The sequence below is a fragment of the Embleya sp. L77 genome, from assembly GCF_055557415.1.
Genome location: NZ_CM145709.1, coordinates 6,500,693 through 6,527,691 on the forward strand (window position 1 = coordinate 6,500,693; position 26,999 = coordinate 6,527,691).

Here is a 26,999-nt window from a genome sequence, read left to right on the forward strand (position 1 = left end):
GCCCCGGGCTCCGGTCGAGGTGGTCTCAAACGCCGGCCGGGGTGAGGGGTTTGGTCCGGTCGGTGTTCGGGGTTGCGGCGCCGTTGTTCTCAAGTGCCGGACGGGTGGAGGGGTTCGGGTGGGTTGGGTGGTTAGGCTGCGTGTTCTTTTGTGCCGGTGAAGGCTGCCCATAGGGAGGCGTAGGGGCCTGCTTGGGTGAGGAGTTGGGTGTGGGTGCCGAGTTCGACCAGGCGGCCCTGGTCGATGACGGCGATGCGGTCGGCGCGGGCGGCGGTGGTCAGGCGGTGGGCGACGACCAGCGTGGTGCGGCGGCCGGTGAGTGCCTCGGTGGCGCGGGTGACCGCGGCCTCGGTGGCCAGGTCGAGTGCGGCGGTGGCCTCGTCGAGCAGGAGGATGTCCGGGTCGACCAGGTAGGCGCGGGCGAGCGCGATCAGTTGGCGCTGGCCCGCCGACAGGTTGCGTCCACGCTCGCCGACGTCGTGCAGGTAGCCCCCGCTCAAGTCGGCGATGGCGGCATGTGCGCCGACCGCGCGGGCCGCCGCCTCGACCTCGGCGTCCGTGGCGTCCGGGCGGCCGTACGCGATCGCGTCCCGCACGCTGCCCTGAGCCAGATACGCCTCCTGCGGGACGATGCCGAGTCGGTGGCGGTAGGCCGAGAGGTCGTAGTCGCGCACGTCCACGCCGTCCACCAGCACCGCGCCGGCGGTCACGTCGTAGAACCGGGCCACCAGCTTGACCAGCGTGGACTTGCCCGCCCCGGTCTGTCCCACCAGCGCGACCGTCTCGCCGGGCTCGATGTACAGCGAGATGCCGGACAACACCTCGGGCGTCCCCGCCGCAGACTCGCCCGCGCCCGGCCCGCCCTCGCCCGACCGGGCGGCGGTGGCGACCGCGGTGGCGTCCTCGTCCGCGAAGTCCACGAACGCGGGTGCGTTGTACGCGAATCGCACGTTCTCGAAGGCGATCGCCCCCTTGAGCCCGCTCGCCGGCACCGGTACCGGCACGGCCGGAGGCGGTGTCGTGGTGGGGGTGCGCAGCAGATCGCGGATCCGGCGCAGCCCCACCGCCGCCTGCTGGTAGCCGTCGAAGACCTGGGAGAGCTGCTGGATCGGCGAGAAGAACATGTCGATGTAGAGCAGGTAGGCGATCAACGCACCCGCCGACAACGTCCCGCCGCCCACCCGATGCGCTCCGACGATCAGCGCGATGCCCGCCGCGACGTTGGACAGGAACTGTCCGAACGGGAAGTAAAGCGCGATATAGCGCTGCGCCCGCAGCCGCGAAGCGCGATAGTCGTCGCTGCGTTCGGCGAACCGCTCGGAGTTTCGGCCCTCGCGGCGAAACGCCTGCGACGTCCGCAACCCCGCGACGTTCTCCTGGAGATCGGCGTTGACCACGCTGACCTTCTCGCGCGCCTCCGTGTAGGCCTTGGACGACCGGGACCGGAACACCACGGTCGCCGCGATCAGGATCGGCAGCACACTCATCACGATCAGCCCGAGCTCCCAGTCGAGCACGAGCAGCGCGACCATGATCCCGAAGAAGGTCAGCACGCTGACCACCGCGCTGACCAACCCGGTCTGCAGGAACGTGGACAGCGCGTCCACGTCGGTGGTCATCCGGGTCATGATCCGCCCGGACAACTCGCGTTCGTAGTAGTCCAGGCCCAGCCGTTGCAGGTGGGCGAAGGTCTTCACCCGCAGCGTGTAGAGCAGCCGCTCGCCGGTGCGGCCCGCGATCAGCGCCTGAGCGACGTTGACGAACCAGTCGGCCGCCACGATCACGACGGCGATCAGCGACACCGTCATGATCGCGCCGGTCGCCCCGTCGTCGATGCCCCGGTCGATCCCGTCCCGGATCAGCGCCGGCAGCGCGAGTTGCGCGCCGGTGTCCAGGATCACCAGCACGAAGGCGAGCAACAGCGCCCACCGGAAGGGCCGCAACAACGAGCGCAGATCGAACGCCGAGTCGGAACGTCGCGCCTGCGCTTCGTCCACGTCGGGCCGATCCGTCGCGGGCGGAAGCTTGTCCACCTGGGCCAGCAGCTCCGGCGTGGCCTGAAGCATGGCCGCCCAACCGCGCGGGCCGCCGCCCGTCCCGGTCCCGGCGAGCACACCGGACGCGGCCGCCGGCGCCGGGTCGGCCGGCGTCGAGCGATCCCACAGCGCGGGCGTCACCCCGCTCGCGTCGAGCGGCGCGACCGGCCCGGCAGCCGGGACCGGCCCGGCCACCGCAACCGGTTCGGGAAGCACGACCGACTCGGCAACCGCCGACGACTCGGCAAGCACGACCGGCTCCGCAGCCGTGACCGACTCGGCAGCCGCGGCCGCCTCGTGCGCGTCCACCCCCTCGGCGTCCTCGCCCGGCCCGGACAGCAGCAGCCGGTACAGCGGGCACCGTGCGCTCAGTTCGTCGTGGCTGCCCACGTCCACCAGCCGGCCCCGATCCAGGACCGCGATCCGGTCGGCCAGTTGCAGCGTCGAGCGGCGGTGCGCGACCAGGATCGTGGTCCGCCCGGCCATCACCCGGTGCAGCGTGGCGTGGATCTCCGCCTCGACCTTGGGGTCCACCGCCGAGGTGGCGTCGTCCAGCAGCAGGATCCGCGGATCGGTGAGCAACGCCCGGGCGAGCGCGACCCGCTGCCGCTGCCCGCCGGACAGGGTCAACCCCTGCTCGCCGACCACCGTGTCGTAGCCGGCGGGCAGTTCGCGGATGAACGCGTCGGCCTCGGCCGCCCGCGCCGCCGCGAGTACCTGCTCCTCGGTCGCGTCCGGCCGGCCGTACGCGATGTTGGCCCGCACGGTGTCCGAGAACAGGAAGCTGTCCTCCATCACCAGCCCGATCGCCGAGCGCAACGAGTCGAAGGTCAGATCCCGCACGTCGCGCCCGTCCACCAGGATCGCGCCGGACTGTACGTCGTAGAACCGGGGCAGCAGCATCGACACGGTGGACTTGCCCGATCCGGAGGTGCCCACCAGGGCCAGTGTCTCGCCCGGCTCCACCCGCAGCGACAACCCGTCGAGCACCGGCCGCGAAGCGACGTAGCCGAACCGCACGTCGGCCAGCTCCACCGACGCGGCCACCACCGGCAACACCTCGGCGTCCGGCTTCTCGGTCACGATCGGCTGGGAGTCGATCACCTCGAAGATGCGCTCGACGCTGGCCCGCGCCTGTTGACCGAAGGTCAGCAGACCGGAGAGCATCCGCACCGGCCCGACCAGCTGGCCCAGATAGGTGGAGAAGGCCAGGAACGTGCCCAGGGTGATCTCGCCGCGCACGGCCAACCAGCCGCCGAGCGCGAGCACGCCGACCTGGCCGATTGCCGGGATCGCGGAAAGCGTCGGCGTGTACCGGCTGTTCAACCGGACCGAGCGCAGCCGGGAGGCGAACAGCCTGCGGCCGGCCGCCTCCAGTCGGTCCAGCTCCTGCTCCTCCTGCCCGAAGCCCTTGACCACCCGGACCCCGGTCACCGCGCTCTCCACGACACCGGCCAGCGCGGCGGCATCCTGCTGGGCCTGCCAGGTGGCCGGGAAAAGCCGCTTCCGGGACAGGTAGGCCACCGCGAACAAACCCGGCCCCACCGCCAGCGACACCAGCGTGAGCAGCGGCGACAGCCAGAACATCACGCCGAGCGAGATGACGAAGAGCAGCACGCTGCCGGTCATCATCGGGATCATCGACAGGAAGCCCTGGACCATCGTCACGTCGGAGATGCCCCGACTGACGATCTGCCCGGTCTGCAATTCGTCCTGCCGGGCGCCGTCCAGTCGGGAGAGCGCACCGAAGATGCGGGTGCGCAGGTCGTACTGCACGTCCAGGGACAACTTGCCGCCGACATAGCGCCGCGCGTACGTACAGCCGAAGACCACCACGGCCGCGCCCAGCAGCAGCACCGACAGCGGCAGCAGCCCGCCGAGCTCGCCGGCGACCGCGTCGTCGACCACCCTGCGCTGCACCAGCGGGACCAGCGCGGTGACCGCCATGCCCACCAGGGACGCGCCGAACGCGATCAGCACGCTGCTCCGGTACCGCCACGAGGCGGCCATCAGGCGGCGTAGCCAGCCCTGTTCGGGGCGGCCGGGCGCGGGTCCGGTTGTCATGGACAACCATTCTAATTGTCAACCGAGAAAACGATGTTCGGATGACCCGATCACACCCTGGACCGTGCACCCCGCGCGGGCCATCATGGGCCGCGATCCGCTGCCCGACCGGACCCGCCCGCGGGCGCGCCGGCCCGGCCCGGCGGATCGCCCGAAATCGCCCCGGACCGCCCGCGAACGCCACACAGGAGCCGCCATGACGTCCCCCGCCACCCCTCGGGACCTGCCCGCCGGCTTCTCCTGGGGCACCGCGACCGCCGCCTACCAGATCGAGGGCGCGGTGGCCGAGGACGGCCGGGGCCGCTCGGTCTGGGACACCTTCTGCGCCGAACCGGGCCGGACCCGGGACGGCCAGACCGGCGAGATCGCCTGCGACCACTACCACCGCTGGGCCGAGGACGTCGCGCTGATGGCCGACCTGGGCGTGGACGCCTACCGGTTCTCCATCGCCTGGCCCCGGATCCAGCCGGACGGGCGGGGCAAGCCGAACCCGGCGGGCCTGGACTTCTACGACCGCCTGGTCGACGCGCTGATCGAACGCGGCATCACGCCCACCCCGACGCTGTTCCACTGGGACCTGCCGCAGGCCCTGGAGGACGACGGCGGCTGGCTCGCGCGCGACACCGCCGCCCGATTCGCGGACTACGCGGGGCACGTCGCGGCCCGGCTGGGCGACCGGGTGCGCACCTGGATCACGCTCAACGAGCCGTTCATCCACATGGCCTGGGGCTATGCGCTCGGCGTACACGCGCCGGGTCGTGCGCTGCTCCTGGACGCGCTGCCCGCCGCGCACCACCAACTGCTCGGTCACGGACTGGCCGCCGGGGTGCTGCGCGAGGCCGGCGCCGAACACATCCTGGTCTCCAACAACCTGACCCCGGTGACCGCCGCGAGCGAGAGCGCCGCCGATCAGGCCGCCGCAGCCGCCTACGACGTGCTGCACAATCGGCTGTTCACCGACCCGCTGCTGCTCGGCCGCTACCCGGACCTGAGCGCGTACGGCCGGGACAGTACGGTGCTGCCCTTCGTCGAGCCCGGCGACCTCGACCTGATCGGCGGCTCGCTGACCGGCCTGGGCGTCAACTACTACAACCCGACGCTGATCGCCGAGGGCGAGCCGGGCGCGCCGCTGCCGTTCACGACGGTGGAGATCACCGGCGTGCCGCGGACCGCCTTCGACTGGCCGGTGGTTCCCGAGGGCCTGAGCACCCTGTTGACCGGGCTCGGCGCGCGCTACGGCGACACACTGCCGCCGATCTGGATCACCGAGAACGGCTGCTCGACCGCCGAGGGACTCGACGACCCGGACCGCATCGCGTTCCTGGACGGGCACATCGCCGCGGTGAGCGCGGCGGGCAAAGCCGGAATCGACGTCCGCGGCTATTTCGTCTGGTCCCTGCTGGACAACTTCGAATGGGCCGAGGGCTATCACCAACGGTTCGGCCTGGTGCACGTCGACTTCACCACGCAGCGCCGCACCCCCAAGGCGTCCTACGCCTGGTACCGCGACCTGATCGCCGCCCACCGGGCGGGCCGGGGAAAGTAGCGGGCCGGGGCGCCGCGTTTCCACCGGCAACGTTTCGGCTTGATCCATGTCGACTTCCCGACCGGGAACCGGACGCCGCAATGTCCTGTCACCGACTGCGCGAGCGAATCGGCGTCGGGCGGCCCGGATAACGCCCGGCACGGGACTTGGACACGTGCCGGAGCGCGCAGGCGCACAATCCTCACCCTTCCGAGTGAAATTGCGTGTCCTGGGCCCTGGGCCAACCGATGACGTCACCCGGGAGGGCGAACGGCGTCTTTTCCTTTGCCGACAAAACCTTAGAGTTGCCGCGCCGCCATGAAATCCCCGGGCGGCGCGGCGGAGCCGTGCCCGGAATTCCCGAGTGCGGCGGGACGCCGATTCGTTTCCCCCGACGTCCCCGGTGAAGGGCAATTCCATGGTCAAGCACGGATTTCGCAAGGCGGCCGTGATCATCACGGCGGTCATCTTCGGTTCGATGGCCTCGCTGTACATTCCCGCGGCGCGCGCCGCGCAGACGCCCCGCGAACCGTTGACGCCGGACAGCTTTCTGCCGGCCCAACTGCTGCTGCCCTTCCAGAGCGCGGTCTTCAACACCGACGGCGCGGTGTTCTTCGGCTGACCGCCCACTACCCGGCGGGTACCGGCGACTCACCACCCGGCGGTCCCGGCGACGACGGCGGCGGTCTCGGCTCCGGAACCGACGGCGCCGGACCCGGACCCGGACCCGGACCCGGACCCGGAACCGGAGCCGAGGGGCGAGGAGCGGTGCCTCGTCCCCTCGATCCGGGATCGCCCGACGCCGGGGAGCGGGCCCGGCGCCCGGTCTCGTCGGGCGCGCGGGCGGGCTCGGCGCTCGGCTACTTCAGCTGACCGGCGATCGCCTTGAGGCCCTCGGCGGCATACTTCTCGTCCAGGTCGCCGCCGGGAGCACCGGCCACCCCGATGCCCACGATCGGGGCGCCGTCCACGGCGACCGGCACCGCGCCGGCCAGGAACAGCGTGCCGGGGATGTCCCGGAGCGATGCGCCCGGCGCGGTGACCCGCTGGGCGAGCGTCGAGGTCGGGGCGTTCCAGGACACGGCGGTGTACGCCTTGCGCCGGGCGGACTCCTCCGACTGCGGGCCCGCGCCGTCGCCCTTGAGCACCACGCGGGTGGAGCCGTCCCGGGCGACCACGACCACGGTGACCTTCTGGCCGTCCTTCTCGGCGGCGTCGAGCGCGGCCTGGGCCGCCTTGCTCGCGGCGTCCACGCCCAGCGTCTTGACCGACACCACAGCCGCTGCCGGGCGCTCGTCGTGCTTGGCCTCGGTGCCGGGCACCTGGGCCGCCGCGACACCGGCGGTGACCGCGCCGACCGCCGCCAGCGAGAAGACCCCGGTCAGCACCCGACCACGCGTCGAAAAGTTGCTCATCGTCCGTACCTCTTTCACATTCCTGCGTCGTTCCCGGGCATTGCCCCGATGCCTCCACACTCCCGTCGATCCGCCCGCCCGCCATCGGCAGAGTCGCCGGTTCCGGCGCGCCGATCGGGCGGTGCGAAGATCAACCGATCGGCCGATCCGGACCCGGGCGAGCCGGTCCACGGTGGAGGGGATCGTCGATCCGCGCGCGTCGCGCGTGATCGAGCCGAGCGGGACAGGGAACAGGTACGTCGTGCCCCGACAGCGAACAGAGCCATGGCCGGTGCGGCACGCCGGGTTGGTGATCCACGCGGGTTTCCTGCTGCTGCTCGCCGCGTCGCTCGGCCGATACACGGTCCGACACGGCACCGACGGCCGGGCTCCATGGGTGCTCGCGCTCGCGCTGCTGCTCGCCGTGCTCTACCTGGCCGGCCTGACCCTGCCCGAGGACCCCTCGTCCGCCCGAGCGGCCTGGCTGACCGCGGTGCTCGCCACCTGGCTGGCCCTGGTCGCCGTCGCGCCGAGCTTCGCGTGGTGCGCGGTGCCGCTGCTCTACGCCGGGCTGCGGGTGTTGTCGACCCGGGCGGCGATCGGCACGGTGGTGCTGCTCACCGGCGCGGTGGTGATCGCCCAGTACCGACTCGCCGACACCATCGACCCCAGCCTGTTCCTCGGCCCGCCCGCCGTGGCCGCGATCGCCACCGCCGTGTTCACCCGGATGCGCAGCGACGAGCGACGGCTGCGCGAGACCGTCGACGAATTGGCGGTCAGCGAGCGCCGAGCGGGCGTGCTGGCCGAGCGGGAGCGGTTGTCCCGGGAGATCCACGACACCATCGCGCAGGGCACCTCCAGCCTGCGGATGTTGCTCCAGGCCGCGGACCGCAGCTGGGACACCGACCCCGCCGCCGCTCGCGCGCACGTACACCGGGCGGAACAGGTGGCGGCGCTCGGCGTCGAGGAGATCCGCCGGTTCGTCCGCGATCTGGCACCCGCCGAACTCGCCGACGACCCCGGCCTCGCGGGCGGCCTGGCCCGGGTCGTCGAGCGGTTCCGGACCGAGGACGGGCCGAGTGTGACCCTCGCCGTGGACGGCCGGATCCGCGCACTGGCCGAGCCGGTGCAGGCCGCGCTCACCCGGACCGCCCAGGGCGCGCTGGCCAACGTGCGCGAACACGCCCGGGCCCGGACCGTGCACGTGAGTCTCACCTACCTGCCGGATCGGGTGGCGCTGGACATCCGCGACGACGGCGTCGGCTTCGACCCGGGCCTGACCCGCGTGGGAGACCTGCGCGGCTACGGCCTCCCGTCGCTGCGCCGCCGGTTGGCCGAGCTGGGCGGCGAACTCACCGTCGAGAGCGCCCCCGGCGAGGGCACGGCCCTGGCCGCGACCATCCCCGACGCGGCCGATGCGCCGCCGGCCGACGCACCCCGCGCCGACCCGTCCCGCGCCGACGCACCGCAGGCCGCGGGCGGCGCTGCCGAGCCCACCCCCCGTCCGACCCCGGGAGCCGCACCGTGAACCCGATTCGCCTGATCGTGTGCGACGACCACGCCGTGGTCCGGGCCGGTCTGCTCGCGCTGTTCGCCGGCGAGGCGGGCATCGAGGTGGCGGGCGAGGCGGCGAGCGGGGAGGAGGCGATTCGGCTGGCCGCCGCGCTGCGCCCCGACGTGGTGCTGATGGATCTGCAACTGGTCGGCGGGATCGACGGCGTCGAGGCCACCCGGCGCCTGCTGGCGCTGCCCGAGCCGCCGCACGTGCTGGTGCTGACCATGTACGACACGGACGCGGACGTCTCCCGTGCGATCGAGGCGGGCGCGGCCGGCTACCTGCTCAAGGCGGGCAGCCCCGAGGACCTGTTCCGCGCGGTGCACGACGCCGCGGCGGGTCGGACCGTACTGGCCCCCGAGGTGGCCGCGCGCCTGTTCACTCGGATGCGCAAGCCGGACAGTACGCTCACCGCCCGCGAGGTGGAGATCCTGCACCTGCTCGCGCGCGGCGTCGGCAACGCGGAGATCGCCCGGGAACTGTTCATCTCGCAGGCCACGGTGAAGACCCACCTGGGCCACATCTACGCGAAGCTCGGCGTGGACACCCGGACCGCCGCGGTGAGCGTGGCCACCGAGCGGCGCCTGATCCGGCTGACCTGACGACCCGTCATCTCGGCGTCCGGAGCGCGCCCGCGGTCTTGCAAACCCGTCGGCCGCGCCGCATAGTGCTCGACACAGTCAAGCATCTATCCGGCGGAGTGTGCCATGCCATTCGGACCCGACACCACCACCGACGACGTCCTGGCGGGCCTGGACCCCACCGGCCGCACCATCGTGATCACCGGCGGCACCTCCGGCCTGGGGCTGGAGAGCGCGCGGGCGCTGGCGGCGGCGGGTGCGCACGTGGTGCTGACCGCGCGCGACGCGGACAAGGCCCGGGCGGCGGTCGCGGAGCTGCCCGCGAAGGTGGAGTACGTCGTCCTGGACCTCACCTCGCTCGCCTCGATCCGCGCCGGCGCCGCCGAACTGCGCGAGCGCTTCCCGAAGGTGGACGTGCTCCTGAACAACGCGGGGGTGATGGCGACCCCGTTCGCCCGCACCGCGGACGGCTTCGAGCTGCAATTCGGCACCAACCACCTGGGCCACTTCCTGTGGACCAACCTGCTGGTGCCCACCCTCGGTCCGGGCGCGCGGGTGGTCAACCTCAGCTCCGCCGGGCACGTCGCGTCCGGGATTCGCTGGGCCGACCCCAACTACGAGAGCGCACCGCAGGACTACCACCCCTGGCAGGCGTACGGCGCGTCCAAGACCGCCAACATCCTGTTCACCGTCGAACTGGATCGCCGGTTGCGCGGGCGCGGCGTACGGTCCCTCGCGGTGCATCCGGGCATGGTGGCGACCAACCTCGGTCGGCATATGACCCGCGACGCCGGGCGCGATCTGCAGAAGAAGGTCACCGCCGCGAACATGCCGCCGCTCAAGCAGGTCGCGAACGGTGCGGCGACCCAGGTCTGGGCGGCGGTCGGGAGCGAACTCGCGGACGTCGGCGGCGTCTACCTCGCGGACTGCGCGATCACCACCGAGCACGCGCCGTGGGCCCTGGACGAGGCGGACGCCGCGCGGTTGTGGACGCTGTCCGAGGGCCTGGTCGGCGAAGACTTCCCCTGGTGAGGGTCTACACCGGGATGGATCCGCGGCTGCCGCTGCGCGAGGTCGCGGCACACGCGCGCCGGGCCGAGGCGGCCGGTTTCGACGGGTTGCACGTGGCCGAGACGGTGCACGACGCGTTCGCGGTCGCGCTGCTCGCCCTCGAACACACCGAGCGGATCGTGGTGCGCACGTCGGTCGCGCTGGCCTTCGTGCGCTCGCCGCTGCTGACCGCGTACGGCGCGTGGGACCTGGCCCGGTTCTCCGGCGGGCGCTTCCAACTCGGCCTGGGCAGCCAGGTGCGGCAGAACATCGAGGACCGGTACGGGATGCCGTGGTCGCCGCCGGTGGCCCGGATGCGCGACTACGTGGGCGCGGTGCGGGCCGCCTTCGAGGCGTTCCGGACCGGCGAGCCGCCCGGGTACGAGGGGCCGCATCACCGACTCACCCGGATGCAGCCGTACTTCAACCCCGGCCCGGACCCGGACACCGCCGCCCCGCGGATCCTGCTCGGCGGGGTCGGCCGGGCGATGTGCACGCTCGCCGGCGAACTCGCGGACGGCCTGGTCACCCATCCCACCAACTCCGGCCCGCGCTGGCTGGAGACCCTCGCCCGGCCCGCGGTGGCCGAGGGCCGGGCCCGCGCGGCGGTTCCGCGCGCGTTCGAACTGGTCGCCGGCACCCAACTGATCGCCGGCCCGGACCGGGCCCGGCTGGACGCGGAACGCGAGCGGCAGCGACGGCTGTTCGCGTTCCTGTACTCCACGCCCGCGTATCGCGGCACGCTCGACCTGTACGGATGGGGCGAACTCCAGGACCGGTTGCAGCAGATGATCCGCCGGGACGACTGGTCCGAGTTGGCTCGGCACGTCACCGACGAGGTGCTGGACACGCTGGTGCCGATGGCGCCGTACGAGGAGTTGCCCGCGCTGATCCGGGCGCGCTGGGGCGGCCTGGTGGATGCGGTCACCGTGCCGCTGCCGGCCGATCCGGCGCACGATGCGCGGATCCGGGACGTGGTGCTCGCGCTGCGCTGAACCGGGCGCGCCGGCCGGGCGATCGGTGTCGGAAGCGGGCGACGGGCCCGCGAGCGGGGGGAATGCCCGCGGGCCCGCCTTCCTCGGCGGCGCACTGGGGGGAGGTGCACGCCGCCGGCTGCCCCGCCGGTACCGTCCCGGGCCCGGCGGGAGCTTGAGGCCACGATGCCGGGTCGGTACCCCTTCGCGCCGGAGGATCGCCATATCCGATCCCCATGGGTCGTCGAACACAGTCCACCTCCCGGTGATTGGCTCTTTATGGGCAGGCCAGTCGGGCGAACAATGGGAACTGGCCTGGTTGTTGTACAGGCCGATTCCACCGTGCCGCCGGGAGTGTGTCGTGAACGTGTATGTCGCCTGGTCCCTGGTCCTGTTCATCGCGGGCACCGCCCTGCTCGGCCCCCGCTTCGGCGCCGACACGCGCGACGGCGCGGATTGGTCCGCGCTGCGGGAACGGGCCGGGACGCCGGCCGTCCACCGGCCCGACCCGCCGCCTGTCGGTGAATCGGCGCCGGCCGGCGAATCGGCGTCCGGGCGGGCCCCGGCGGTGCCGGCAATATCTGACGGATGGTCAGCTTTGCCGGGTCCCGCTCGTACCGGCGGCCCGGAACAGCGAATTCCATCGGGTGATCTTCTCCTCGGGGGCACTCCCGGTCGCTCCCTGTGAGCGCTAGCATCCGCGCTGAGGAGCTGCCGGAGAAACCGTGCGCGCGGAATCCGCCGACCCCGTGAATCGGGGACCGCGGTGGGCCGTCCGGTGCCGTCCGGTATCGACAGCCGCAGCCCACCCGGGGGTCCATCTCCATGCACAGCGCCATCCGCCGTCGTATCCGCCCCGGAGCACTGGGGGCGGGGCTGCTCGCGACGATGTGTGCCCTCGCCGCGCTCGCGCCGGCGGCGGTCGCCGGTGCCGGCCGGCCCGATGCCGTCCGGGCCCGCCCCGCCGCGCCGACCGCTCCCAGCGGCACCACCCAGGTGCAGACGGCGGTCACCGGCAACGGCGACCACCGGGTGACCGTGCCGGTCGGCGCCACTGCGATGACGGTGACCGTGTACGGCAAGGCGGCCGGCACCGTTCCCGGCTCGTCGGTGGCCGGCTCCGCCGCGATCGCCGCGGCCGGTCCGGTCCGGGCCGGCGCGACCCTGGTGGTCGGGATCACCGACAGCGGCACCACGCTGTCCTCGGCGACGGCCCCGCTGCCCTGGCTGTTCGCCCCCGCCGCGGGCGGCATCGGCGCGTACGCCGACCCGATCGTCTTCCCCGGCGCGCAGACCTCCGCCACCGGCGGGGTCGGCGACGGCCACGCACTGCTGTCCTTCACGGTGCCCGCCGCCCAGGTCGGCGATCTGCTCCCGGCCGTCGACTTCGGCACGTCCCCGGTCGGCCAGAAGGTCACCCGCAACCTGCCGATCACCGTCACGGCCGACGTGCCGTTCATGATCGCCTCCGCGAAGGCCGACGGCCCGTTCGCGATCGACGCCGGCGGCACCACGTGCGCGTCCGGCCCGGACACCAACGTGCCCGGCGGCTCCGCGTGCTCCTTCGCGATCACGTTCACCCCGACCAAGCGAGGCTCGGCCGCCGGCACGCTCACGCTGACCGGCAACATCCCCGGCGGCAGCCGTACGGTCACGCTGTCCGGGGTGGGCAGCGGCAAGCCGGGCGCGCCCGGCGGCCTGGCCGCCACCGCCGGGCAGGCCCAGGCGGTGCTGTCCTGGATGCCGCCGGCGGACACCGGCGACAGCCCGATCACCGGCTACCGGATCCTGCGCTCGACCAACGGCGAACCCAAATCGGCGTCGCCGCTCGCCACCCTGGGCGCGGACACCCTGACCTACGCCGACCAGAGCCTGGACAACGGCACCACCTACTCGTACGCGATCACCGCGCTCAACGCGGTCGGCGAATCCGACCCGTCCGCACCCGTCGACGTGGTGCCCTCGGCCACACTGGTGCTGCCCGCCGCCGTACTGCCGCACGCGACCGTCGGACAGCCCTACACCACCAAACTCGCCGCCCAGGGCGGCACCGCCCCCTACCACTGGGTCGCCGACGACCCGCTGCCGCCGGGACTGACCCTGGACCCGGACAGCGGTGTGATCACCGGCACTCCCACCGCCCCCGGCGAGACCGGATTCGGGATCACCGTCTCGGACAACGCACCGACCAGGCACGAGGCCAAGGCACGCTTCGGGATCACCGTGACGGCCCCGGCCGCGGCGTCCGCCGGGTCCGCCCAGGCCGCACTCGCGCCCGGCAGCACCGGCGGGGACGGCGGGTCGAACGTGAGCACCTGGCTGTGGGGGATACTCGGACTCCTGGGCCTGATCGGGATGGTCGTCGCGGTGCGCCGGCTGCGCGCCAGGCAGGGCTGAGCAGGACCCGAGCCGGGCCCGGGCAGCGTCCGGGTGGGCCGCCGCACCGGCCCTGCCGACGGCGTCCCCGGAGCCGGCCTCGCACCCGCCGCGATCGGGCCGCGGGGCCTGCCCGATCGGCCCCCCCGGGCCCGGGCGTCGCAAAGACCGCGGCGGGTCCCGAATACTGTGTCCCTCGGGGGAGCACCCCCGACCCCCAGCCGCAACCCCCGTGGGCGGATCGGCCCGCGGGGGACAGCGCCGGCGACGCCATACGATCGTCGGCGCCTCGTCCATCGTGGGCGCAGACCTGTGTCACGTCACAAGGAGCATCACTATGCCCGCGCCGGCAGGCGACCCCCAGGCCAAGGAACGCGAGCTCGCCGCGGAACAGGGCCATGTCGATCGCTCCTACACGCGCCTGGAACACATGCGCGACGAAGCCCAGGCGCTGCTCCAACAGGGCTACCGGCAGGCGCAGGTCGGCACGCGCGCGGCGCTGGTCGAGCGGGACGTCATGGTCTACCGCGCCGAACTGTGGGCCCGCTCGCTCGACGCCGCCGACGACGGCCTCGTCTTCGGCCGCCTCGACCAGCTCGACGACGAGGTCCGCCACATCGGTCGGATCGGCATTCGCGACGAGGACAGCGAGGTGCTCGTCGTCGACTGGCGCGCGCCCGCCGCGGAGGCCTTCTACCGGGCCACCCCGGACGACCCGCGCGGCGTGGTCCGCCGCCGGGTGCTGCACTGCCGAGGCCGCTCGGTGGTCGACATCGAGGACGACCTGCTCGACCCGGACGCCGCCGGCGACATGGTCATCGTCGGCGACGGCGCCTTCCTGGCCGCGCTCTCGCGCACCCGGGACGGCTCGATGCACGACATCGTGGCGACCATCCAACGCGAGCAGGACGAGGCCATCCGGGCCCCGATCGACCGCTCGGTGATCGTGCGCGGCGGCCCGGGTACCGGCAAGACCGCCGTCGCGCTGCATCGCGTCGCGTACCTGATGTTCCAACACCGCCGCCGCTTCGGCTCCCGCGGTGTCCTCGTGGTCGGCCCCAACCCGCGCTTCACCGCCTACATCGAACGGGTGCTGCCCTCGCTCGGCGAAGGCGGCGCGGTGCTGCGCTCGCTGGGCGACATGGTCGAGGGCGTCGAGGCGGCCTACCACGACGACGCGGCGGCGGCCAGGCTCAAGGGCGCCGCCGCGATGACCCACCTGCTCCGCCGCGCGGTGGCCGACGTGCCGGCCGGCGCGCCGACCGAGTTCGCGATCTCGCACCGTGGCACCCGGATCGTGCTCGACCACAAGGCGCTGCGCCGGATCCGTCGCGAGGTGCTGGCCAAGAACCGCGGCGGCCCCAACACCGCCCGGCTCCAGGTGGCCCGCCAACTGCTCACTGAACTGTGGGGCCGACTGCTCTCCCGCGGCGCCGGGCGCGGCGAGAAGGACGCCTTCCACGAGGACGTGGCCGCGCGCGACGAGTTCGCCGCGTTCCTGCGCGCGTGGTGGCCGCTCCAGCGGCCCGTGGACGTGCTCGCCGGCCTGGCCGATCCGGAGCGGCTGCGCCGCTACGAACGCGACCTGACGCCCGCGCAGGTGTCGGTGCTGGCGAACTCGTGGGCGCGCACCGCGCGCACCGGCGAGGTCTCCTTCCACGACGTGGCGCTGATGGACGAGCTGTCCGGGCTGCTCGGGCCGATCCCGCGCAAGCGCACGGTGGCCTACGGCAACCCGGACGAGGACAACCCGTACGTGGTGGACGGTCGGGACATCTTCAGTGGCGAGACGGTGGGTCGGGACGTCCCGGACGAGATCACCGAGGTGACCACCTACGCGGACCGGATGGCCGGCGGTCGCGGTGCCCGCAGGCCGCGCGAGGAGGACGAGGACGAGCCGGTCGAGTACGCGCACATCGTCATCGACGAGGCGCAGGACCTGACTCCGATGCAGTGGCGCATGCTCGGCCGCCGCGGCGTGCACGCGACCTGGACCATCGTCGAGGATCCCGCGCAGAGCGCGTGGGAGGACCCGAGCGCATCGGCGGCCGCGATGGCCGAGGCGTTGCGCGAGCGGGGTCGGTACGAGTTCGAGTTGACCACCAACTACCGCAACCCGGTGGAGGTGGCCGACGTCGCCGCGCGGGTGCTGGTGCGGGCGGTGCCCGGGGCCCGGCCGGCCCGGGCGGTGCGCAGCGGCGGCGAGCCGCCGACCGTGCACGCCACGGCGGGGGAGCGGACCGGCCCGGTGGTGCGCAAGCTGGTGCGCGAGCTGCTGGAGACCGTGGAGGGCACCATCGGCGTGGTCACCCCGGTCGGGGCGACCGAGGAGCTGGCGGCCGAGTTGGCGGGCCTGGACCCGCGGGTGCAGCCGATGGACGCGCTGGACGCCAAGGGCCTGGAGTTCGACGTGGCGGTGATCGTCGACCCGCGCGGGATCGTCGAACAGTCACCGAACGGCATGCGCACGCTCTACGTGGCGCTGACCCGGGCCACCCGGCTGCTGGCCGTGGTCACGGCGGACCCGGACTGGACCGCGGAGCTGCTGGGGATCGAACCGCGCTGACGGTCCCGGGGACCGATGGGCGGTCGTCCTCGGATGCCCACCGGTCCCCGGGACGGCGGTCGTGCTCCACCGGTCCCCGCGACGGCGGTCGTTCTCGAACGCCGGACGGGTCGGCGACCGTCCTCAACCGCCGGACGGGGTCGGCGCCGGTTCGCGAACGCCGGCCGGGGGCCGACCCCGGCCGGCGTTCGCGGCGGGACGCGCCTTACGCGGCCACCCTCGCGCACAGTGTGCGCAGCGGTTCGGTCACGCTTTCCGGGCGTTCGGTGAAGACCATGTGCCCGCACTCGGGCTCGACGTGCAGCGTGGCCCCGGGCAGCTCGGCCGCCAGCGCCCGGCTGTGCGCGAGCGGGGTGAGCCGGTCGTGCGCGCCCACCACGATGTGCACCGGCACGTCCGCGAGCGCGGTCAGCGCGCCGGCCTTGTCGTGCCCGGCCAACGCGGGGAAGAACCCGCACACCGTCGTCATCGGCGTGGCGAACAACATCTGCGCACAGGCGTGCACCACCGTCGGGTCGGCCGTCGGGCCGAACAGGCCGCGCCGCACGATCCGCAGGTGACCGGGCCGGTCCGGGCCGGGCAGCAGGGTGCGTCCCCGGGTCACCAGGCGTGGGTGGCGCCGGCCGAACGCGAAGAACCGGATCTGCGCGGCCGACCTGAGCCGCACCGCCGCGGGCAGCCCGCGTCCGGTCGGCACCAGATCGCCCGCCGAGGTGCCGACCAGGACCACGCCGGCCACCCGGGATCCGAACAGCTCGGGCCGGGCCGCGGCCAGCGCCATGATCGTCATGCCGCCCATGGAGTGGCCGCACAGCAACACCGGGCCGCTCGGCGCGACCGCGTCGATCACGTCGGCGAGGTCGTCGCCCAACAGGTCGATCGTCCACGGCGCGGCCCGCCCGGCGGTGGATCGCCCGTGTCCGCGGTGGTCGTAGCTGACCGTCCGCACACCCGCCGACACCAGCGCCTCGACCTGGGTCCGCCAGATGTCGCCGTGCAGGGTCCAGCCGTGGGCGAAGACGACGGTGACCGCCGCGTCCGGCGGCCCCGATACGTTCACCCGCAGTTCCGCGCCGTCGCCGGTGCGGACCGTGACGTCGTCTCGTACGAGTGCCCCGGTGCCCCTGATGTCCGCCGTCATGTTCGCCTCCCGCTCGCGCCCTCGCCTCTTTTCTACCCGCCGGTAACGGGGTCTGAATACTCGTCCGCCGGCAAAACCGGCACCGCGGCGGGCGACTGCGCGGGCACGGTGCGCCGGGCGGGCACCAGGGTGGTGGGGCCCGTCCGCCTGGACACCACGCGCACCACCGGTTCGAATATCGATCCGAGCAGCCGGGAGCCGACATCGATCGCGGTCGCGTCCGCGCCGACGAACACCCGGGCCCGGCCGCGGCGCACACCACGCAGGATGATCCGGGCCGCGCGCTGCGCCGAGGTGCGCGAGGCCGCGTCGTGCAGGGCCACCACCTCGTCCTTGTCGTGCCCGGCGGCGGCCCGCGAGTTGCGCACGATGTTCGTCTTGATCCCGCCGGGGTGCACGGTGGTCACCCCGACCCCGGAGCCGGAGAGCCGCATCTCCTGGCGCACCGACTCGGTGAAGCCGCGCACCGCGTACTTGGCCGCGCAGTACGCGCTCTGCGAGGGCACACCGAACAATCCGAACACCGACGAGATGTTGACCAGATGCCCCTGGGGCGAGCGGCGCAGGTGCGGCAGGAATGCCTTGGTGCCGTAGGCGACGCCCCAGAAGTTGATCCCGATCAGCCACTCGAAGTCGTCCCAGGACATCTCCTCGACGTCCGCGGTCAAGGCCACGCCCGCGTTGTTGACCACCAGGTCGACCCCGCCGAACCGGTCGGCGGTGGCGTCCGCCCAGGCGTGTACGGCCGTGCGGTCGGCGACGTCGAGCACCGTGCAGTGGACCTGCGCCGCGCCCAGCTTCGCGGCCTGCGCCTTCGTCTCCTCCAGCCCCACCGCGTCCACGTCGGCGAGCGCCAGCCGCGCTCCGTGCGCGGCCAGTTCGTACGCGAGGGCCCGCCCGATGCCCGATCCCGCGCCGGTGACGACGCACACCCGACCTGTGAATTCCCGGATCACACGCACTCCCTGTCCGTACCGCCCGAACCCCGGCAACCGCCGGCTCCGCTCGCCCCGCACGCAGAACCGCATGCATCTCATCAGATTTCGACGATCAGATAAGTCCGATAATCGGATAACTGGCCTAGGTGACCCGGTCCCACCGCCGGGCCCGATGACCCGCCGGCGAGAACCGTCGGCTCATCCGCCGGAACCGGGTCAGCGAACCCGGCCACAGCGCGGTGACCCGGCCGTTGCGCTCGTCCATGTACCAACTCGTGCACCCGCCGGTGGTCCACACCGTGCGGCCCATGCGCTCGTCCAGCCACGCGTTGTAGGCGTCCTGCGCCTCGGGCAGCACCTCGACGTCGGCGATGCCCTGATCGTGCATCTGCCGGATCGCGTCCACCGCGTAGCGCACCTGCGCCTCGATCACCACGGTCATCGACGAGTGCCCCAGTCCGGTGCCCGGACCGATCACCAGGAACAGATTCGGGAAGCCGGCCACCATCGCCCCCCGGTGGGCCGCCATCCCGTCGCGCCACACCTCGCTCAGCGTGCGTCCGTCGCGCCCGGTCACCATGCCTGCGATCGGTGGCCTGGTGGCCTCGAATCCGGTGCCGAAGACGATCGTGTCCGCCTTGTGCTCGATCCCGTCCGCGGTGAGCAATCCGCCCGGGCGCACCGCGCTGATCGCGGACGTCACCACCTCGACGTTGGGCCTGGTCAGCGCCGGATAGTAGTCGTTCGACAGCAGCACCCGCTTGCAGCCGAAACGATAGTCCGGGGTCAGCCGGGCACGCAGACCCGGATCCGCGACCTGCTTGCGCAGATGCGCCAGGCACTGCTTCGTGGCCAGTGCGGTGACGAGGTCACGCGGCCCCAGGAATGCGCCGAGGGTGGCCTCGCGCTGCCAGTACAAGCCCTGGCGCACCACCTGCTGCGCCGCCGGCAGTCGCCGGTAGAGCCGCCGCTGCCAGTCGGGCAGCGGCCGGTCGCGGCGCGGCATGATCCACGGCGGGGTGCGCTGGTACACGTCCAACCGGCTCGCCTGCGGCTGGATCCGCGGAACGAACTGGACCGAGGAGGCGCCGGTGCCCACCACCGCGACATGCCTGCCGGTCAGGTCGTGCCCGTGGTCCCAGCGGGCGGAGTGGAACACGTGCCCGCCGAAGTCCTCCAGACCGGGCAGCGCGGGCAGCGCCGGCTCGGTGAGCGGGCCGGCCCCGGCGATCACCACGTCGGCCGTGTAGGTGCCGGCGCCGGTGGTCAGTCGCCAGCGCGCCCGCTCGTGCTCCCACCGCGCGGCGGTCACCTCGTGGCCCAGCCGCAGGTGTGGCATCAGGCCGAACTCGCGCGCACAGCGGCGCAGATACGCCTGGATCTCCGCGCCCGGCGAGAACGCGTGCGTCCAGGCCGGGTTCGGTGCGTAGGAGAAGCAGTACAGGTTGGACGGCACGTCGCAGGCCGCGCCCGGATACGTGTTGTCCCGCCAGGTGCCGCCGACGTCGTGGGCGCGCTCCAGGATGACGAAGTCCTCGATGCCGGCGTGGTGTCGAAGCCGATGGCCGGCGGCCAGGCCGGAGAAGCCCGCTCCGATCACGGCCACTCGAACGTGCGTCGTGTCCACTGCGGCCTCCGTACCGGGTAGGGGCTCTGCATCCGGAGGCTACTGACAAGTAGCCTCGGCGCGGAAGACCGGAGCGCGGTCCTTCGCCCATCGTTGCCGCAGCCTCGTGGCGCCGCCCGCCGGCGCCGTCGCGCGGTCGTTCGGGGCACGCGTACGGCCGCACGTGGTAGGGAAGAGGAGATCGATCGGGCCCGCGGGATCGCAGGTGCCCGTGGCACTGTGGTGAGGAGTACGACGATGGCCGGGATTCGTTACCAGGTGGTCCAGGACGGTGCCGGGCGACCCACGGACGGGCCCTGCGAGCACCTGGGCACGCTGCCCGAGACGGTGGTTCCGGGCTCGACGAAGGGCTGCGAGGACTGTCTGCGCGACGGTACGCAATGGGTGCACCTGCGGGAGTGCCTCACGTGCGGTCACATCGGCTGTTGCGACAGCTCGCCGAATCGGCACGCGACCGCGCACTGGAACGCCGCGGGCCATCCGCTGGTGTGCTCGTTCGAGCCCGGCGAGGACTGGGCGTGGTGCTATGCGGACGAGTTGGTCGCGGTGCCGGTGGACTGACGCCCCGGTGCGAGCGCGGCGGCGGACCGATGCCGAGGCGTGTGTCGGTGCGGCTGCCTAGACTCTGGGGCGTGGTCGACACAGCCGAAACCGGTGGGAGTACCCGATGAGTGATCTCGTGGCAACGGACGGCGCCGATGTCGTGGAGGTGCACTTCGAGCCGTTTCGGGTGGAGCTCACCGGCTACTGCTACCGGATGCTGGGCTCGGTCTTCGAGGCGGAGGACGCGGTCCAGGACACCATGGTGCGGGCCTGGAAGAGCTTCGAGCGATTCGAGGGCCGCTCCTCGGTCCGCTCCTGGCTGTACCGGATCGCCACCAACGTGTGTCTGGACAGCCTCAACGGGCGCGAGCGCCGGGCCCGACCGATGGACCTCTCCTCACCCGTGTCCGCCTCCTCGGCGCTGACCCCCGCGCTGCCCGAGGCCACCTGGATCGAGCCGATCCCGGACGGCCGGGTCGTGCCGAGCGTGGCCGACCCGGCCGAGTTGGCGGTCGCGCGCGAGAGTGTGCGGCTCGCCTTCGTCGCCGCGCTCCAACACCTGCCGCCCCGGCAGCGCGCCGTGCTGATCCTGCGCGAGGTGCTCGCCTGGAAGGCGAGCGAGGTGGCCGAGCTGCTCGGCAGCACGGTGGCGTCGGTGAACAGCGCGCTCCAGCGGGCCCGGGCCGCGCTCGCGGAGAACGAGGTCGCCGCGACCGACCCGGTGCGGCCGCTGGACGAGGAGCAGCAGTCGCTGCTCGCCCGCTACGTGGACGCGTTCGAGCGCTACGACCTCGACTCGCTCACCGCCCTGCTGCGCGAGGACGCGACCCTGTCGATGCCGCCGTACGAGCTGTGGCTGCGCGGGCACGAGGACATTCGGGCCTGGTTCCTGGGCACCGGTATCGGCTGCCGGGGCTCGCGGCTGGTCCCGATCGTGGCCAACGGCACGCCGGGCTTCGGGCAGTACCGCCCCAGCGGTCCCGGCGGCAGCTTCGAGCCGTGGGCGCTCCAGGTGATCGAGATGTCACAGGGGCAGATCATCGGCCTCAACTCGTTCCTCGACGTCCCGCATCTGTTCCCGCTGTTCGGTCTCCCGGCGACACTCGACGCCTAGTCCTGTCTTCAATCCCACGCCGAGCGGACCCGGGCCGGTCGGGACGATGTCGTCCAGGCCGGTCAGGGTCAGCAGGTCGCGCAACTCGCCGCTCGCGCCGTGCAGTCGGATCCGCCGGTCGAGGCCGCAGGCGGTGAGTTGGAGTCGGGCCAGCGCCTCGATCGCGGCCAGGTCCGGGTGGGTCAACGCGCTCACGTCGCACGGGAACGGGTCGGCCCGATCGCCGTGCAGCAGTTCGAGCAGGCGGGCGCACAGGCCCGGGACGTCCGCACGGACGAGGGGCGCGTACACGATCAGTGCGCCGGTGGACGGGGTGGGTTCTTCGGGCGGATCGACCATCGACGACCTCCTGTGACGACGCTGTACCCGGTTATGACCGCCCTGGCGGGCAAAACTCATCACCCGGGTTCGCCCGGAGGTCGCCGAGGGTTTCCCGGCAGGGGTGCAAAGCGTGGCAAGTCCCTTGTGGAACGGGTTGTTTGGCGTGTCGTAGGCTGGCGCGGTACCGACTTCGAGGGGATGACACGTTGTCCGAGCAGGACTGGGCACCCACCGGGATCGACGTCAGTCGTCCCCACCCCGCCCGTGTGTACGACTACCACATCGGCGGCAAGACCAACTATCCGGTCGACCGCGAGCTGGCGGAACGGTTCATCGCGGTCGCCCCGCAGACCTCGGTCACCGCGCTGGACAACCGGGCCTTCCTCGGACGCGCCGTGCGGTACGCGGCGGAGCAGGGCATCGACCAGTTCCTCGACATCGGGACCGGGATCCCGGCGCCCGGCAACACGCACGAAGTCGCCCAGGAGATCATTCCGTCGGCCCGGGTGGCCTACGTGGACAACGACCCGATCGTGCTCGCGCACGCCCGTGCGTTGATGCCCGCCACCGATCGCGGCCGGACCAGCTTCACCATGGGTGACGTGCGCGAGCCGGAGAAGATCCTGGCCGCGCCCGAGGTGCGCGAGGTGATCGACTTCGAGCGTCCGGTGGCGCTGATGCTGGTGGCGATCCTGCACTACGTCTCGGCCGCCGAGGACCCGGCGGGCGTGGTGAACCGGTTGCTGGCCGCGGTGCCTTCGGGCAGTCTGCTGATCGCCTCGCACACCACGTCGGACTTCCTGCCGCCGATCGCCGCGGAGCAGGTATTGGAGATCAACGCCGACGCCGAGTTCATGCTGCCGCGTCCGCACGCCGAGTTCGCATCCTTCCTGACCGGCGTGGAACTGGTCGAACCCGGGCTGGTCCAGGCGCCGTTGTGGCGTCCGGAGGAGGGCGCGGACCTGTCGCCCGAGCGACTGGCGCAGTCGTGGATCTACACCGCGGTCGGTCGTAAGGTCTGAACCCCGAGCACGGTGCGGGCCCGGCGTGCGTCCACCGGATCGGTGGGCGCACACCGGGCCCGACGCGCTTTACGGCAGGGCGCCTTCGACCGCCGCGACCAGCGCGCGCATCAGCGGCGTCTCGTCGATCCAGGCGACCGCGTCGCCGCGCCGGCGGGGTTCGGCGTCTGCCCGGATCGCGGACGCGTTGCGCTGGAGCCAGGCGGCCGCGTTCGCGCAGTGGTAGGGATGCATGTCGGCGATCTCCAGCACCTCGCCGCCCGCGGTGGTCCAGGTCAGTTCCTCGCGCAGCAGCCGCGCCCAGGCGCCCTTGCGGTGCGCGCCGCGGGCGATCAGCGCCTGTCGGCCGGCCCTGGTGATGCCCATGTTCCGTCCGCGCAGCGGAACTTCGGCACCGAGTCGGACCAGTCGCCCGCGCTGGAGGGTGGCCAGTGTGCGCACCGAGATGCCGGGCGCGCCGGGCCGCACGCCGTCGGGGTGGGTGCGCACGGTCTTGGTGTCGATCCGGGTCAGGGCCCGGCGCACGGTCGCGGGTTTCACGGGGGTCAGCCGGATCATGGTGTTGACAGTGGACATCGAGGGATCCTCCTCTGCGTCGAGCCGCGGCGGGTCGGCCGCGGTGGCGCTCAACCCATGCGTCAAGCATCCCATCCGGCACTGACATCGGGACCCGTGCGACCTGCCCATTCGTCCGATCAAGTCCGGTGATCGGCACGGGAGTTGACGGTGGGTCACGAGGTTCGTGGGAGGCGACCGACACGTCTTGGCCCCGCGGTTCAGGCGGTGCGCCACACCGGTTCGTCGGAGCCCCAGGGGGTGGGCGGATGGGCCCATGCCGCGGGCAGGCCGGGCAGTTCGAACGGCGGCAGTGCGTGGGTGAGCGAACCCACCGCCGTCTCGGTCGTGGCCAGGTACGGAGCCGGGTCGTACGGCTGCGCGATCTCGGGCTCGCCGGGCGCGTGGGCGCCGATCAACCAGTGGGCGGTACGGGCCAGCGCGAGGTCGATCCTGCTGCCGCGCCGGTCGGCCAGGCGCAGCGTCAGCGCGCGCAGGACGGCCGCCGCGAGCAGGTACCCGGTGGCCCGGTCCAGTGCCTGGGTCGGCAGCGCCCCCGGCTCCGGTCGCTCGCCCGCCTCGATCCGGGCGATGCCGCAGGCGCCCTGGACCAGGCTGTCGAAGCCGCGCCGGTTCACCCACGGCCCGGGGCCCCACGCGTTGAATGCGGCGGTGATCAATCCGGGGTGCCGGGCGGCGAGCGTGTCCTGGTCCAGGCCCAGGGCGGCCATCGCGTCGGTGCGGTATCCGGTGATCAACACATCGGCCCCGGCGAGCAGTTCGTCGAAGCGGGCCCGATCGGTGCGGTCGCGCAGGTCGAGCAGGGTGGAGCGTTTGCCGAACGCGTTGTCCCAGTACTCGCCGGGGTTCTCCGGCAGGTGCGGCGAGTCCACTCGGAGCACGTCGGCGCCCAGATGGGCGAGGGTTCGGGTGCCGGTGGGGCCGGCGAGTACCCGGGTCAGGTCCAGGATCCGGACGCCGGCGGCGGGCGCGGGGTCGGTTGTGGGGGACCACGGTTCGCCGGCGGCGGTGCGGGTCAGCTCCAGCAGCGGCGCGGCGGCGATCGAGGCGCCCTGCGGGTGCGCGGCCCATTCGGCCGGCTCGCGCACGGCGAAGCCCAACGCGCCGTGGGCCGCGAGTAGTTCCTCGATTTCGGTGCCGGTGAGCCGGGCCAGTGCGTCGACCGCGGCGTCCACCGAGTCCACGCCGAGTGCGGCGAACGCCGCGGCGCGGTGGTGCGGGTAGTTGCCGTGCAGGCGCACCCAGCCGTCGGCGCTGCGGTGGAAGCGGGAGAGCGGGTGCATGGACACCAACGGCTCGCCGGCCAGGCGCAGATGCCGGTCGCTGCCGACGGCGACGGCTGCGGCGCGGCTGTCCAGGACCGGCGGCGTGGGGAAGGACGCGCCGCGGGCCGCGCCGAGTTCGCGCGCGGCGAGCACGACGGCGCCGATCGAGGCCTGGGCGAGCGCGGTCACCGGCAGCGCGGAGGAGAGCGTGTGCTCGGGGCCGGTGAGGGTGATGTGCGCGCGGTCGGCGGGGTTGCCGCCGAGGGCGCGCCAGGCCTGGTCGAGGAGTTGCGCGGGGGTGGTACGCATCGAAGCCTCACAGTTCCGGGAACTCCGCAGCCGACGGGACCGCCTGTTCGAGGGGTCCCGGGGGAAAACTAGCGGGTCGCCGGTGCCCGAGTGTGCCCGCGTCCGCACTGTGGGCGTCCGGGCAAACGATTGGTCACTCGTTTGTGTAGGGGTTGTGCGGTTTGCCCTGTCGGGCCTGGTCGTGTTCGAGACTGGGGTCATGAGGCGCATCTGGGGCGAGGACGGCGGGTCGGGGCTCGGGTCCCACGACGCGCTCCTGAAGGACTCCCGGCTGAGTGTGCCCGCGCGGGGCCTCGCGGTGTATCTGCTGTTGTTGCCGGACGGAGCCCGTCCGGATCCGCAGGCGTTGGGCGCCCGTCCGGGGGAGAGCGCCGCGTCGATCGCGACCTACCTGGACGAGTTGGCGGCGGCGGGCTACCTGACCCGGGTTCCGGGTCGGGACGCGCACGGGAACGCGATCGAGGAGGTCCGGCTCGCGGCGAATCCGGGCGAGCACGCGGCCGCGGCCGGGCGGGCGTTCCGCTGGGCGAGACCCGGTCCTGCCGCGGGCGAGTGAGCGTCGTTCGCGGGCTACATGTCCTGCCAGGTCGGTGTCCGGCGCTCGCGGAAGGCCGCGGCGGCCTCGGTCATGTTGCCGGTGAAGGTGCCGAGCACCTGGGTGCGGTTCTCCAGTTCGAGTTGCTGGCGCAGCGAGGTCGCGCCGATGCCGGACCACAGGCCCTTCTTGGTCATCCATACGCCGTACTCGCTGTTGGCGGCGATGCCCCGGGCCAGGTCCAGTGCGGCGCCCAGGTGTTCGCCGGCCGGCACGCGGGCGTTGAGCAGGCCGTAGGCGTCGGCTTCGGCGGCGTCGAAGTGCCGCCCGGTGAGCATCAGTTCGGCTGCGCGGGTGGGGCCGACCAGGCGCGGCAGCAGGTAGCTGGTGCCCACGTCGGCGGAGGACAGGCCGACCTTGATGAACACGGAGCCGAAACGGGTGCTCTCGTCCGCGACCCGCAGGTCGCAGGCCAGGGCCAGGGCCAGCCCGCCGCCGACGGCGGCGCCGTGCACGGCGGCGATCACCGGCTTCTCGCATTCGTGCACGGCCAGGATCAGTTCGGACAGGTGCTCCTGCGAGCGGTAGACGTGTCCGACCGGGCCGCGGCCCTCGGCGTCGGGTGCGTGGTCCGGGTCGCCGGAGAGGTCGGCGCCGGAGCAGAACCCGCGGCCCTCGCCGGTCAGCACGATCGCGCGCAGCCCGCGTTCGCGATGCAGGCCGGCGAAGGCCGTCTTCAGGTCGCTCACCATGGTCGCGGAGAGGGCGTTGAGCCGGTCCGGTCGATCCAGTCGCACGATCGCGATGCGGGGTTCGGGACGCTCGATGCGCACGTATTTCATGTGACTCAGTCAAGCATATTCACCGGGTGGAGGAAATGCCCGCGAGGCGCCGCGTCCGATGAAGTTACCTGCCGGTAGCATCGCGTCCATGACTGAATCGACGACCGACTTCGACGCCGTCGCCGAGGGCCTGCGCGCCTCGGTGCCCTTCGTGCGCACGCTCGGGCTGGAGTTCGTGGAACTCGCCGCCGACCGCGCCGTGCTGCGGCTGCCGGACGAGCCCGCGCACCACAACCACATCGGCGGCCCGCACGCCGGTGCCATGTTCACCCTCGCCGAGTCCGCCTCCGGGGCGATCGTGATCGCGGCGTTCGGTGATCAGCTCGCCCGCGCGACGCCGCTCGCGGTGGACGCCGCGATCCGATACCTCAAGGTCGCGCACGGTCCGGTGCTGGCCGAGGCCCGCCTGGGGCGCCCCGCCGCCGACGTGGTCGCCGAACTCGACGCGGGCAAGCGCCCGGAGTTCGTGGTCGCGATCAGCATTCGGGACGAAGCGGGCACCGTCACCGCGGAAATGACCGTCACTTGGACGCTGCGCCCCAACCGCGTCTGAGAGGCGCACACTGGCGCGGTAACCGGTGGACGTTTCCGGTCACCGCGCCAGGGCAGGCAAGCGCCCGTGCCGGTCGGGAGCGTCCCGATCAT

22 protein-coding genes are annotated in these 26,999 nt (G+C 72.8%); 13 read left to right on the forward strand and 9 right to left on the reverse strand.

Going from position 1 to position 26,999, the window contains the following annotated elements:
* Window positions 1–131: 131 nt before the first annotated feature.
* Window positions 132–4,100: an ABC transporter ATP-binding protein gene (locus ACZOOI_RS27585; RefSeq protein WP_465278359.1), complete on the reverse strand. Its 3,969-nt coding sequence runs from the start codon at window positions 4,098–4,100 to the stop codon at window positions 132–134.
* Window positions 4,101–4,296: 196 nt separating this feature from the next.
* On the opposite strand from ACZOOI_RS27585, the gene ACZOOI_RS27590 reads away from it, so the two are divergent.
* On the forward strand, window positions 4,297–5,646 hold the full coding sequence (locus tag ACZOOI_RS27590) for a GH1 family beta-glucosidase (protein ID WP_465278360.1): 1,350 nt from the start codon (window positions 4,297–4,299) through the stop codon (window positions 5,644–5,646).
* A 397-nt stretch (window positions 5,647–6,043) separates the two neighbouring features.
* Window positions 6,044–6,247, forward strand: a complete 204-nt coding sequence (locus tag ACZOOI_RS27595; RefSeq protein ID WP_465278361.1) for a hypothetical protein — start codon at window positions 6,044–6,046, stop codon at window positions 6,245–6,247.
* A gap of 238 nt (window positions 6,248–6,485) precedes the next feature.
* Here ACZOOI_RS27595 and ACZOOI_RS27600 read toward each other — a convergent pair whose 3' ends face one another.
* Window positions 6,486–7,040: a GlcG/HbpS family heme-binding protein gene (locus tag ACZOOI_RS27600; protein WP_465278362.1), complete on the reverse strand. Its 555-nt coding sequence runs from the start codon at window positions 7,038–7,040 to the stop codon at window positions 6,486–6,488.
* A 271-nt stretch (window positions 7,041–7,311) separates the two neighbouring features.
* On the opposite strand from ACZOOI_RS27600, the gene ACZOOI_RS27605 reads away from it, so the two are divergent.
* The 6 genes from ACZOOI_RS27605 to ACZOOI_RS27630 all read left to right on the forward strand — a co-directional run bounded on the left by ACZOOI_RS27605 (window position 7,312) and on the right by ACZOOI_RS27630 (window position 16,121).
* Window positions 7,312–8,547, forward strand: a complete 1,236-nt coding sequence (locus ACZOOI_RS27605; protein WP_465278363.1) for a sensor histidine kinase — start codon at window positions 7,312–7,314, stop codon at window positions 8,545–8,547.
* Window positions 8,544–9,176 carry a response regulator gene (locus ACZOOI_RS27610; RefSeq protein ID WP_465278364.1) on the forward strand — a complete coding sequence of 211 codons (633 nt, stop codon included), beginning with the start codon at window positions 8,544–8,546 and terminating at the stop codon, window positions 9,174–9,176. Before ACZOOI_RS27605 ends, ACZOOI_RS27610 begins: the two co-directional genes overlap by 4 nt.
* 105 nt (window positions 9,177–9,281) lie before the next feature.
* The gene (locus ACZOOI_RS27615) at window positions 9,282–10,187 is read left to right on the forward strand and encodes an SDR family NAD(P)-dependent oxidoreductase (protein WP_465278365.1); all 906 of its coding nucleotides are present in this window, start codon (window positions 9,282–9,284) and stop codon (window positions 10,185–10,187) included.
* On the forward strand, window positions 10,184–11,200 hold the full coding sequence (locus tag ACZOOI_RS27620) for a TIGR03617 family F420-dependent LLM class oxidoreductase (RefSeq protein ID WP_465278366.1): 1,017 nt from the start codon (window positions 10,184–10,186) through the stop codon (window positions 11,198–11,200). The genes ACZOOI_RS27615 and ACZOOI_RS27620 overlap by 4 nt, the downstream gene beginning before the upstream one ends.
* A gap of 804 nt (window positions 11,201–12,004) precedes the next feature.
* Window positions 12,005–13,576: a putative Ig domain-containing protein gene (locus ACZOOI_RS27625; RefSeq protein WP_465278367.1), complete on the forward strand. Its 1,572-nt coding sequence runs from the start codon at window positions 12,005–12,007 to the stop codon at window positions 13,574–13,576.
* A 316-nt stretch (window positions 13,577–13,892) separates the two neighbouring features.
* A complete protein-coding gene (locus ACZOOI_RS27630; RefSeq protein ID WP_465278368.1) occupies window positions 13,893–16,121 on the forward strand; it encodes a HelD family protein in 2,229 nt (742 codons plus the stop codon).
* Window positions 16,122–16,326: 205 nt separating this feature from the next.
* Here ACZOOI_RS27630 and ACZOOI_RS27635 read toward each other — a convergent pair whose 3' ends face one another.
* The 3 genes from ACZOOI_RS27635 to ACZOOI_RS27645 form a co-directional block, all read right to left on the reverse strand.
* Entirely contained in the window at window positions 16,327–17,262 is a 936-nt protein-coding gene (locus ACZOOI_RS27635) for an alpha/beta fold hydrolase (RefSeq protein ID WP_465278369.1), read from the reverse strand.
* 32 nt (window positions 17,263–17,294) lie between these two features.
* Entirely contained in the window at window positions 17,295–18,218 is a 924-nt protein-coding gene (locus ACZOOI_RS27640) for an SDR family NAD(P)-dependent oxidoreductase (protein ID WP_465278370.1), read from the reverse strand.
* 124 nt (window positions 18,219–18,342) lie between these two features.
* Complete coding sequence (locus tag ACZOOI_RS27645; protein ID WP_465278371.1) at window positions 18,343–19,827, reverse strand: flavin-containing monooxygenase; 1,485 nt, start codon at window positions 19,825–19,827, stop codon at window positions 18,343–18,345.
* 237 nt (window positions 19,828–20,064) lie between these two features.
* On the opposite strand from ACZOOI_RS27645, the gene ACZOOI_RS27650 reads away from it, so the two are divergent.
* Window positions 20,065–20,388, forward strand: coding sequence for a UBP-type zinc finger domain-containing protein (locus tag ACZOOI_RS27650; protein ID WP_465278372.1), 324 nt, complete (start codon window positions 20,065–20,067; stop codon window positions 20,386–20,388).
* Between the two features lie 106 nt (window positions 20,389–20,494).
* Window positions 20,495–21,484, forward strand: a complete 990-nt coding sequence (locus tag ACZOOI_RS27655) for a sigma-70 family RNA polymerase sigma factor (RefSeq protein ID WP_465278373.1) — start codon at window positions 20,495–20,497, stop codon at window positions 21,482–21,484.
* On the opposite strand, the gene ACZOOI_RS27660 is transcribed toward ACZOOI_RS27655, so the two are convergent.
* On the reverse strand, window positions 21,395–21,823 hold the full coding sequence (locus tag ACZOOI_RS27660; RefSeq protein ID WP_465278374.1) for an STAS domain-containing protein: 429 nt from the start codon (window positions 21,821–21,823) through the stop codon (window positions 21,395–21,397). The genes ACZOOI_RS27655 and ACZOOI_RS27660 overlap by 90 nt on opposite strands.
* Window positions 21,824–22,011: 188 nt before the next feature.
* Here ACZOOI_RS27660 and ACZOOI_RS27665 point away from each other — a divergent pair, with 188 nt between their 5' ends.
* Window positions 22,012–22,827 (forward strand): SAM-dependent methyltransferase, encoded by an 816-nt coding sequence (locus ACZOOI_RS27665; protein WP_465278375.1) that lies wholly within the window; start codon window positions 22,012–22,014, stop codon window positions 22,825–22,827.
* A 69-nt stretch (window positions 22,828–22,896) separates the two neighbouring features.
* Here ACZOOI_RS27665 and ACZOOI_RS27670 read toward each other — a convergent pair whose 3' ends face one another.
* Entirely contained in the window at window positions 22,897–23,403 is a 507-nt protein-coding gene (locus ACZOOI_RS27670) for a hypothetical protein (protein WP_391582111.1), read from the reverse strand.
* Between the two features lie 200 nt (window positions 23,404–23,603).
* Complete coding sequence (locus tag ACZOOI_RS27675; RefSeq protein ID WP_465278376.1) at window positions 23,604–24,977, reverse strand: CoA transferase; 1,374 nt, start codon at window positions 24,975–24,977, stop codon at window positions 23,604–23,606.
* 199 nt (window positions 24,978–25,176) lie between these two features.
* Between ACZOOI_RS27675 and ACZOOI_RS27680 the strand changes: the two genes are divergently transcribed.
* Entirely contained in the window at window positions 25,177–25,533 is a 357-nt protein-coding gene (locus ACZOOI_RS27680) for a hypothetical protein (RefSeq protein WP_465278377.1), read from the forward strand.
* A gap of 14 nt (window positions 25,534–25,547) precedes the next feature.
* Here ACZOOI_RS27680 and ACZOOI_RS27685 read toward each other — a convergent pair whose 3' ends face one another.
* Entirely contained in the window at window positions 25,548–26,354 is an 807-nt protein-coding gene (locus tag ACZOOI_RS27685; protein ID WP_465278378.1) for an enoyl-CoA hydratase/isomerase family protein, read from the reverse strand.
* An 88-nt stretch (window positions 26,355–26,442) separates the two neighbouring features.
* On the opposite strand from ACZOOI_RS27685, the gene ACZOOI_RS27690 reads away from it, so the two are divergent.
* Entirely contained in the window at window positions 26,443–26,907 is a 465-nt protein-coding gene (locus ACZOOI_RS27690) for a DUF4442 domain-containing protein (protein ID WP_465278379.1), read from the forward strand.
* Window positions 26,908–26,999 lie beyond the last annotated feature (92 nt).

What these genes read in the sequence shown, in the direction of transcription:
- ACZOOI_RS27690 (WP_465278379.1), top strand. Translation starts at nt 26,443, where the DNA reads ATGACTGAATCGACGACCGACTTCGACGCCGTCGCCGAGGGCCTGCGC.
- ACZOOI_RS27655 (WP_465278373.1), top strand. Translation starts at nt 20,495, where the DNA reads ATGAGTGATCTCGTGGCAACGGACGGCGCCGATGTCGTGGAGGTGCAC.
- ACZOOI_RS27585 (WP_465278359.1), bottom strand. Translation starts at nt 4,100, where the DNA reads ATGACAACCGGACCCGCGCCCGGCCGCCCCGAACAGGGCTGGCTACGC.
- ACZOOI_RS27660 (WP_465278374.1), bottom strand. Translation starts at nt 21,823, where the DNA reads ATGGTCGATCCGCCCGAAGAACCCACCCCGTCCACCGGCGCACTGATC.
- ACZOOI_RS27685 (WP_465278378.1), bottom strand. Translation starts at nt 26,354, where the DNA reads ATGAAATACGTGCGCATCGAGCGTCCCGAACCCCGCATCGCGATCGTG.
- ACZOOI_RS27635 (WP_465278369.1), bottom strand. Translation starts at nt 17,262, where the DNA reads ATGACGGCGGACATCAGGGGCACCGGGGCACTCGTACGAGACGACGTC.
- ACZOOI_RS27600 (WP_465278362.1), bottom strand. Translation starts at nt 7,040, where the DNA reads ATGAGCAACTTTTCGACGCGTGGTCGGGTGCTGACCGGGGTCTTCTCG.
- ACZOOI_RS27590 (WP_465278360.1), top strand. Translation starts at nt 4,297, where the DNA reads ATGACGTCCCCCGCCACCCCTCGGGACCTGCCCGCCGGCTTCTCCTGG.
- ACZOOI_RS27675 (WP_465278376.1), bottom strand. Translation starts at nt 24,977, where the DNA reads ATGCGTACCACCCCCGCGCAACTCCTCGACCAGGCCTGGCGCGCCCTC.
- ACZOOI_RS27595 (WP_465278361.1), top strand. Translation starts at nt 6,044, where the DNA reads ATGGTCAAGCACGGATTTCGCAAGGCGGCCGTGATCATCACGGCGGTC.
- ACZOOI_RS27615 (WP_465278365.1), top strand. Translation starts at nt 9,282, where the DNA reads ATGCCATTCGGACCCGACACCACCACCGACGACGTCCTGGCGGGCCTG.
- ACZOOI_RS27670 (WP_391582111.1), bottom strand. Translation starts at nt 23,403, where the DNA reads ATGTCCACTGTCAACACCATGATCCGGCTGACCCCCGTGAAACCCGCG.
- ACZOOI_RS27625 (WP_465278367.1), top strand. Translation starts at nt 12,005, where the DNA reads ATGCACAGCGCCATCCGCCGTCGTATCCGCCCCGGAGCACTGGGGGCG.
- ACZOOI_RS27630 (WP_465278368.1), top strand. Translation starts at nt 13,893, where the DNA reads ATGCCCGCGCCGGCAGGCGACCCCCAGGCCAAGGAACGCGAGCTCGCC.
- ACZOOI_RS27650 (WP_465278372.1), top strand. Translation starts at nt 20,065, where the DNA reads ATGGCCGGGATTCGTTACCAGGTGGTCCAGGACGGTGCCGGGCGACCC.
- ACZOOI_RS27680 (WP_465278377.1), top strand. Translation starts at nt 25,177, where the DNA reads ATGAGGCGCATCTGGGGCGAGGACGGCGGGTCGGGGCTCGGGTCCCAC.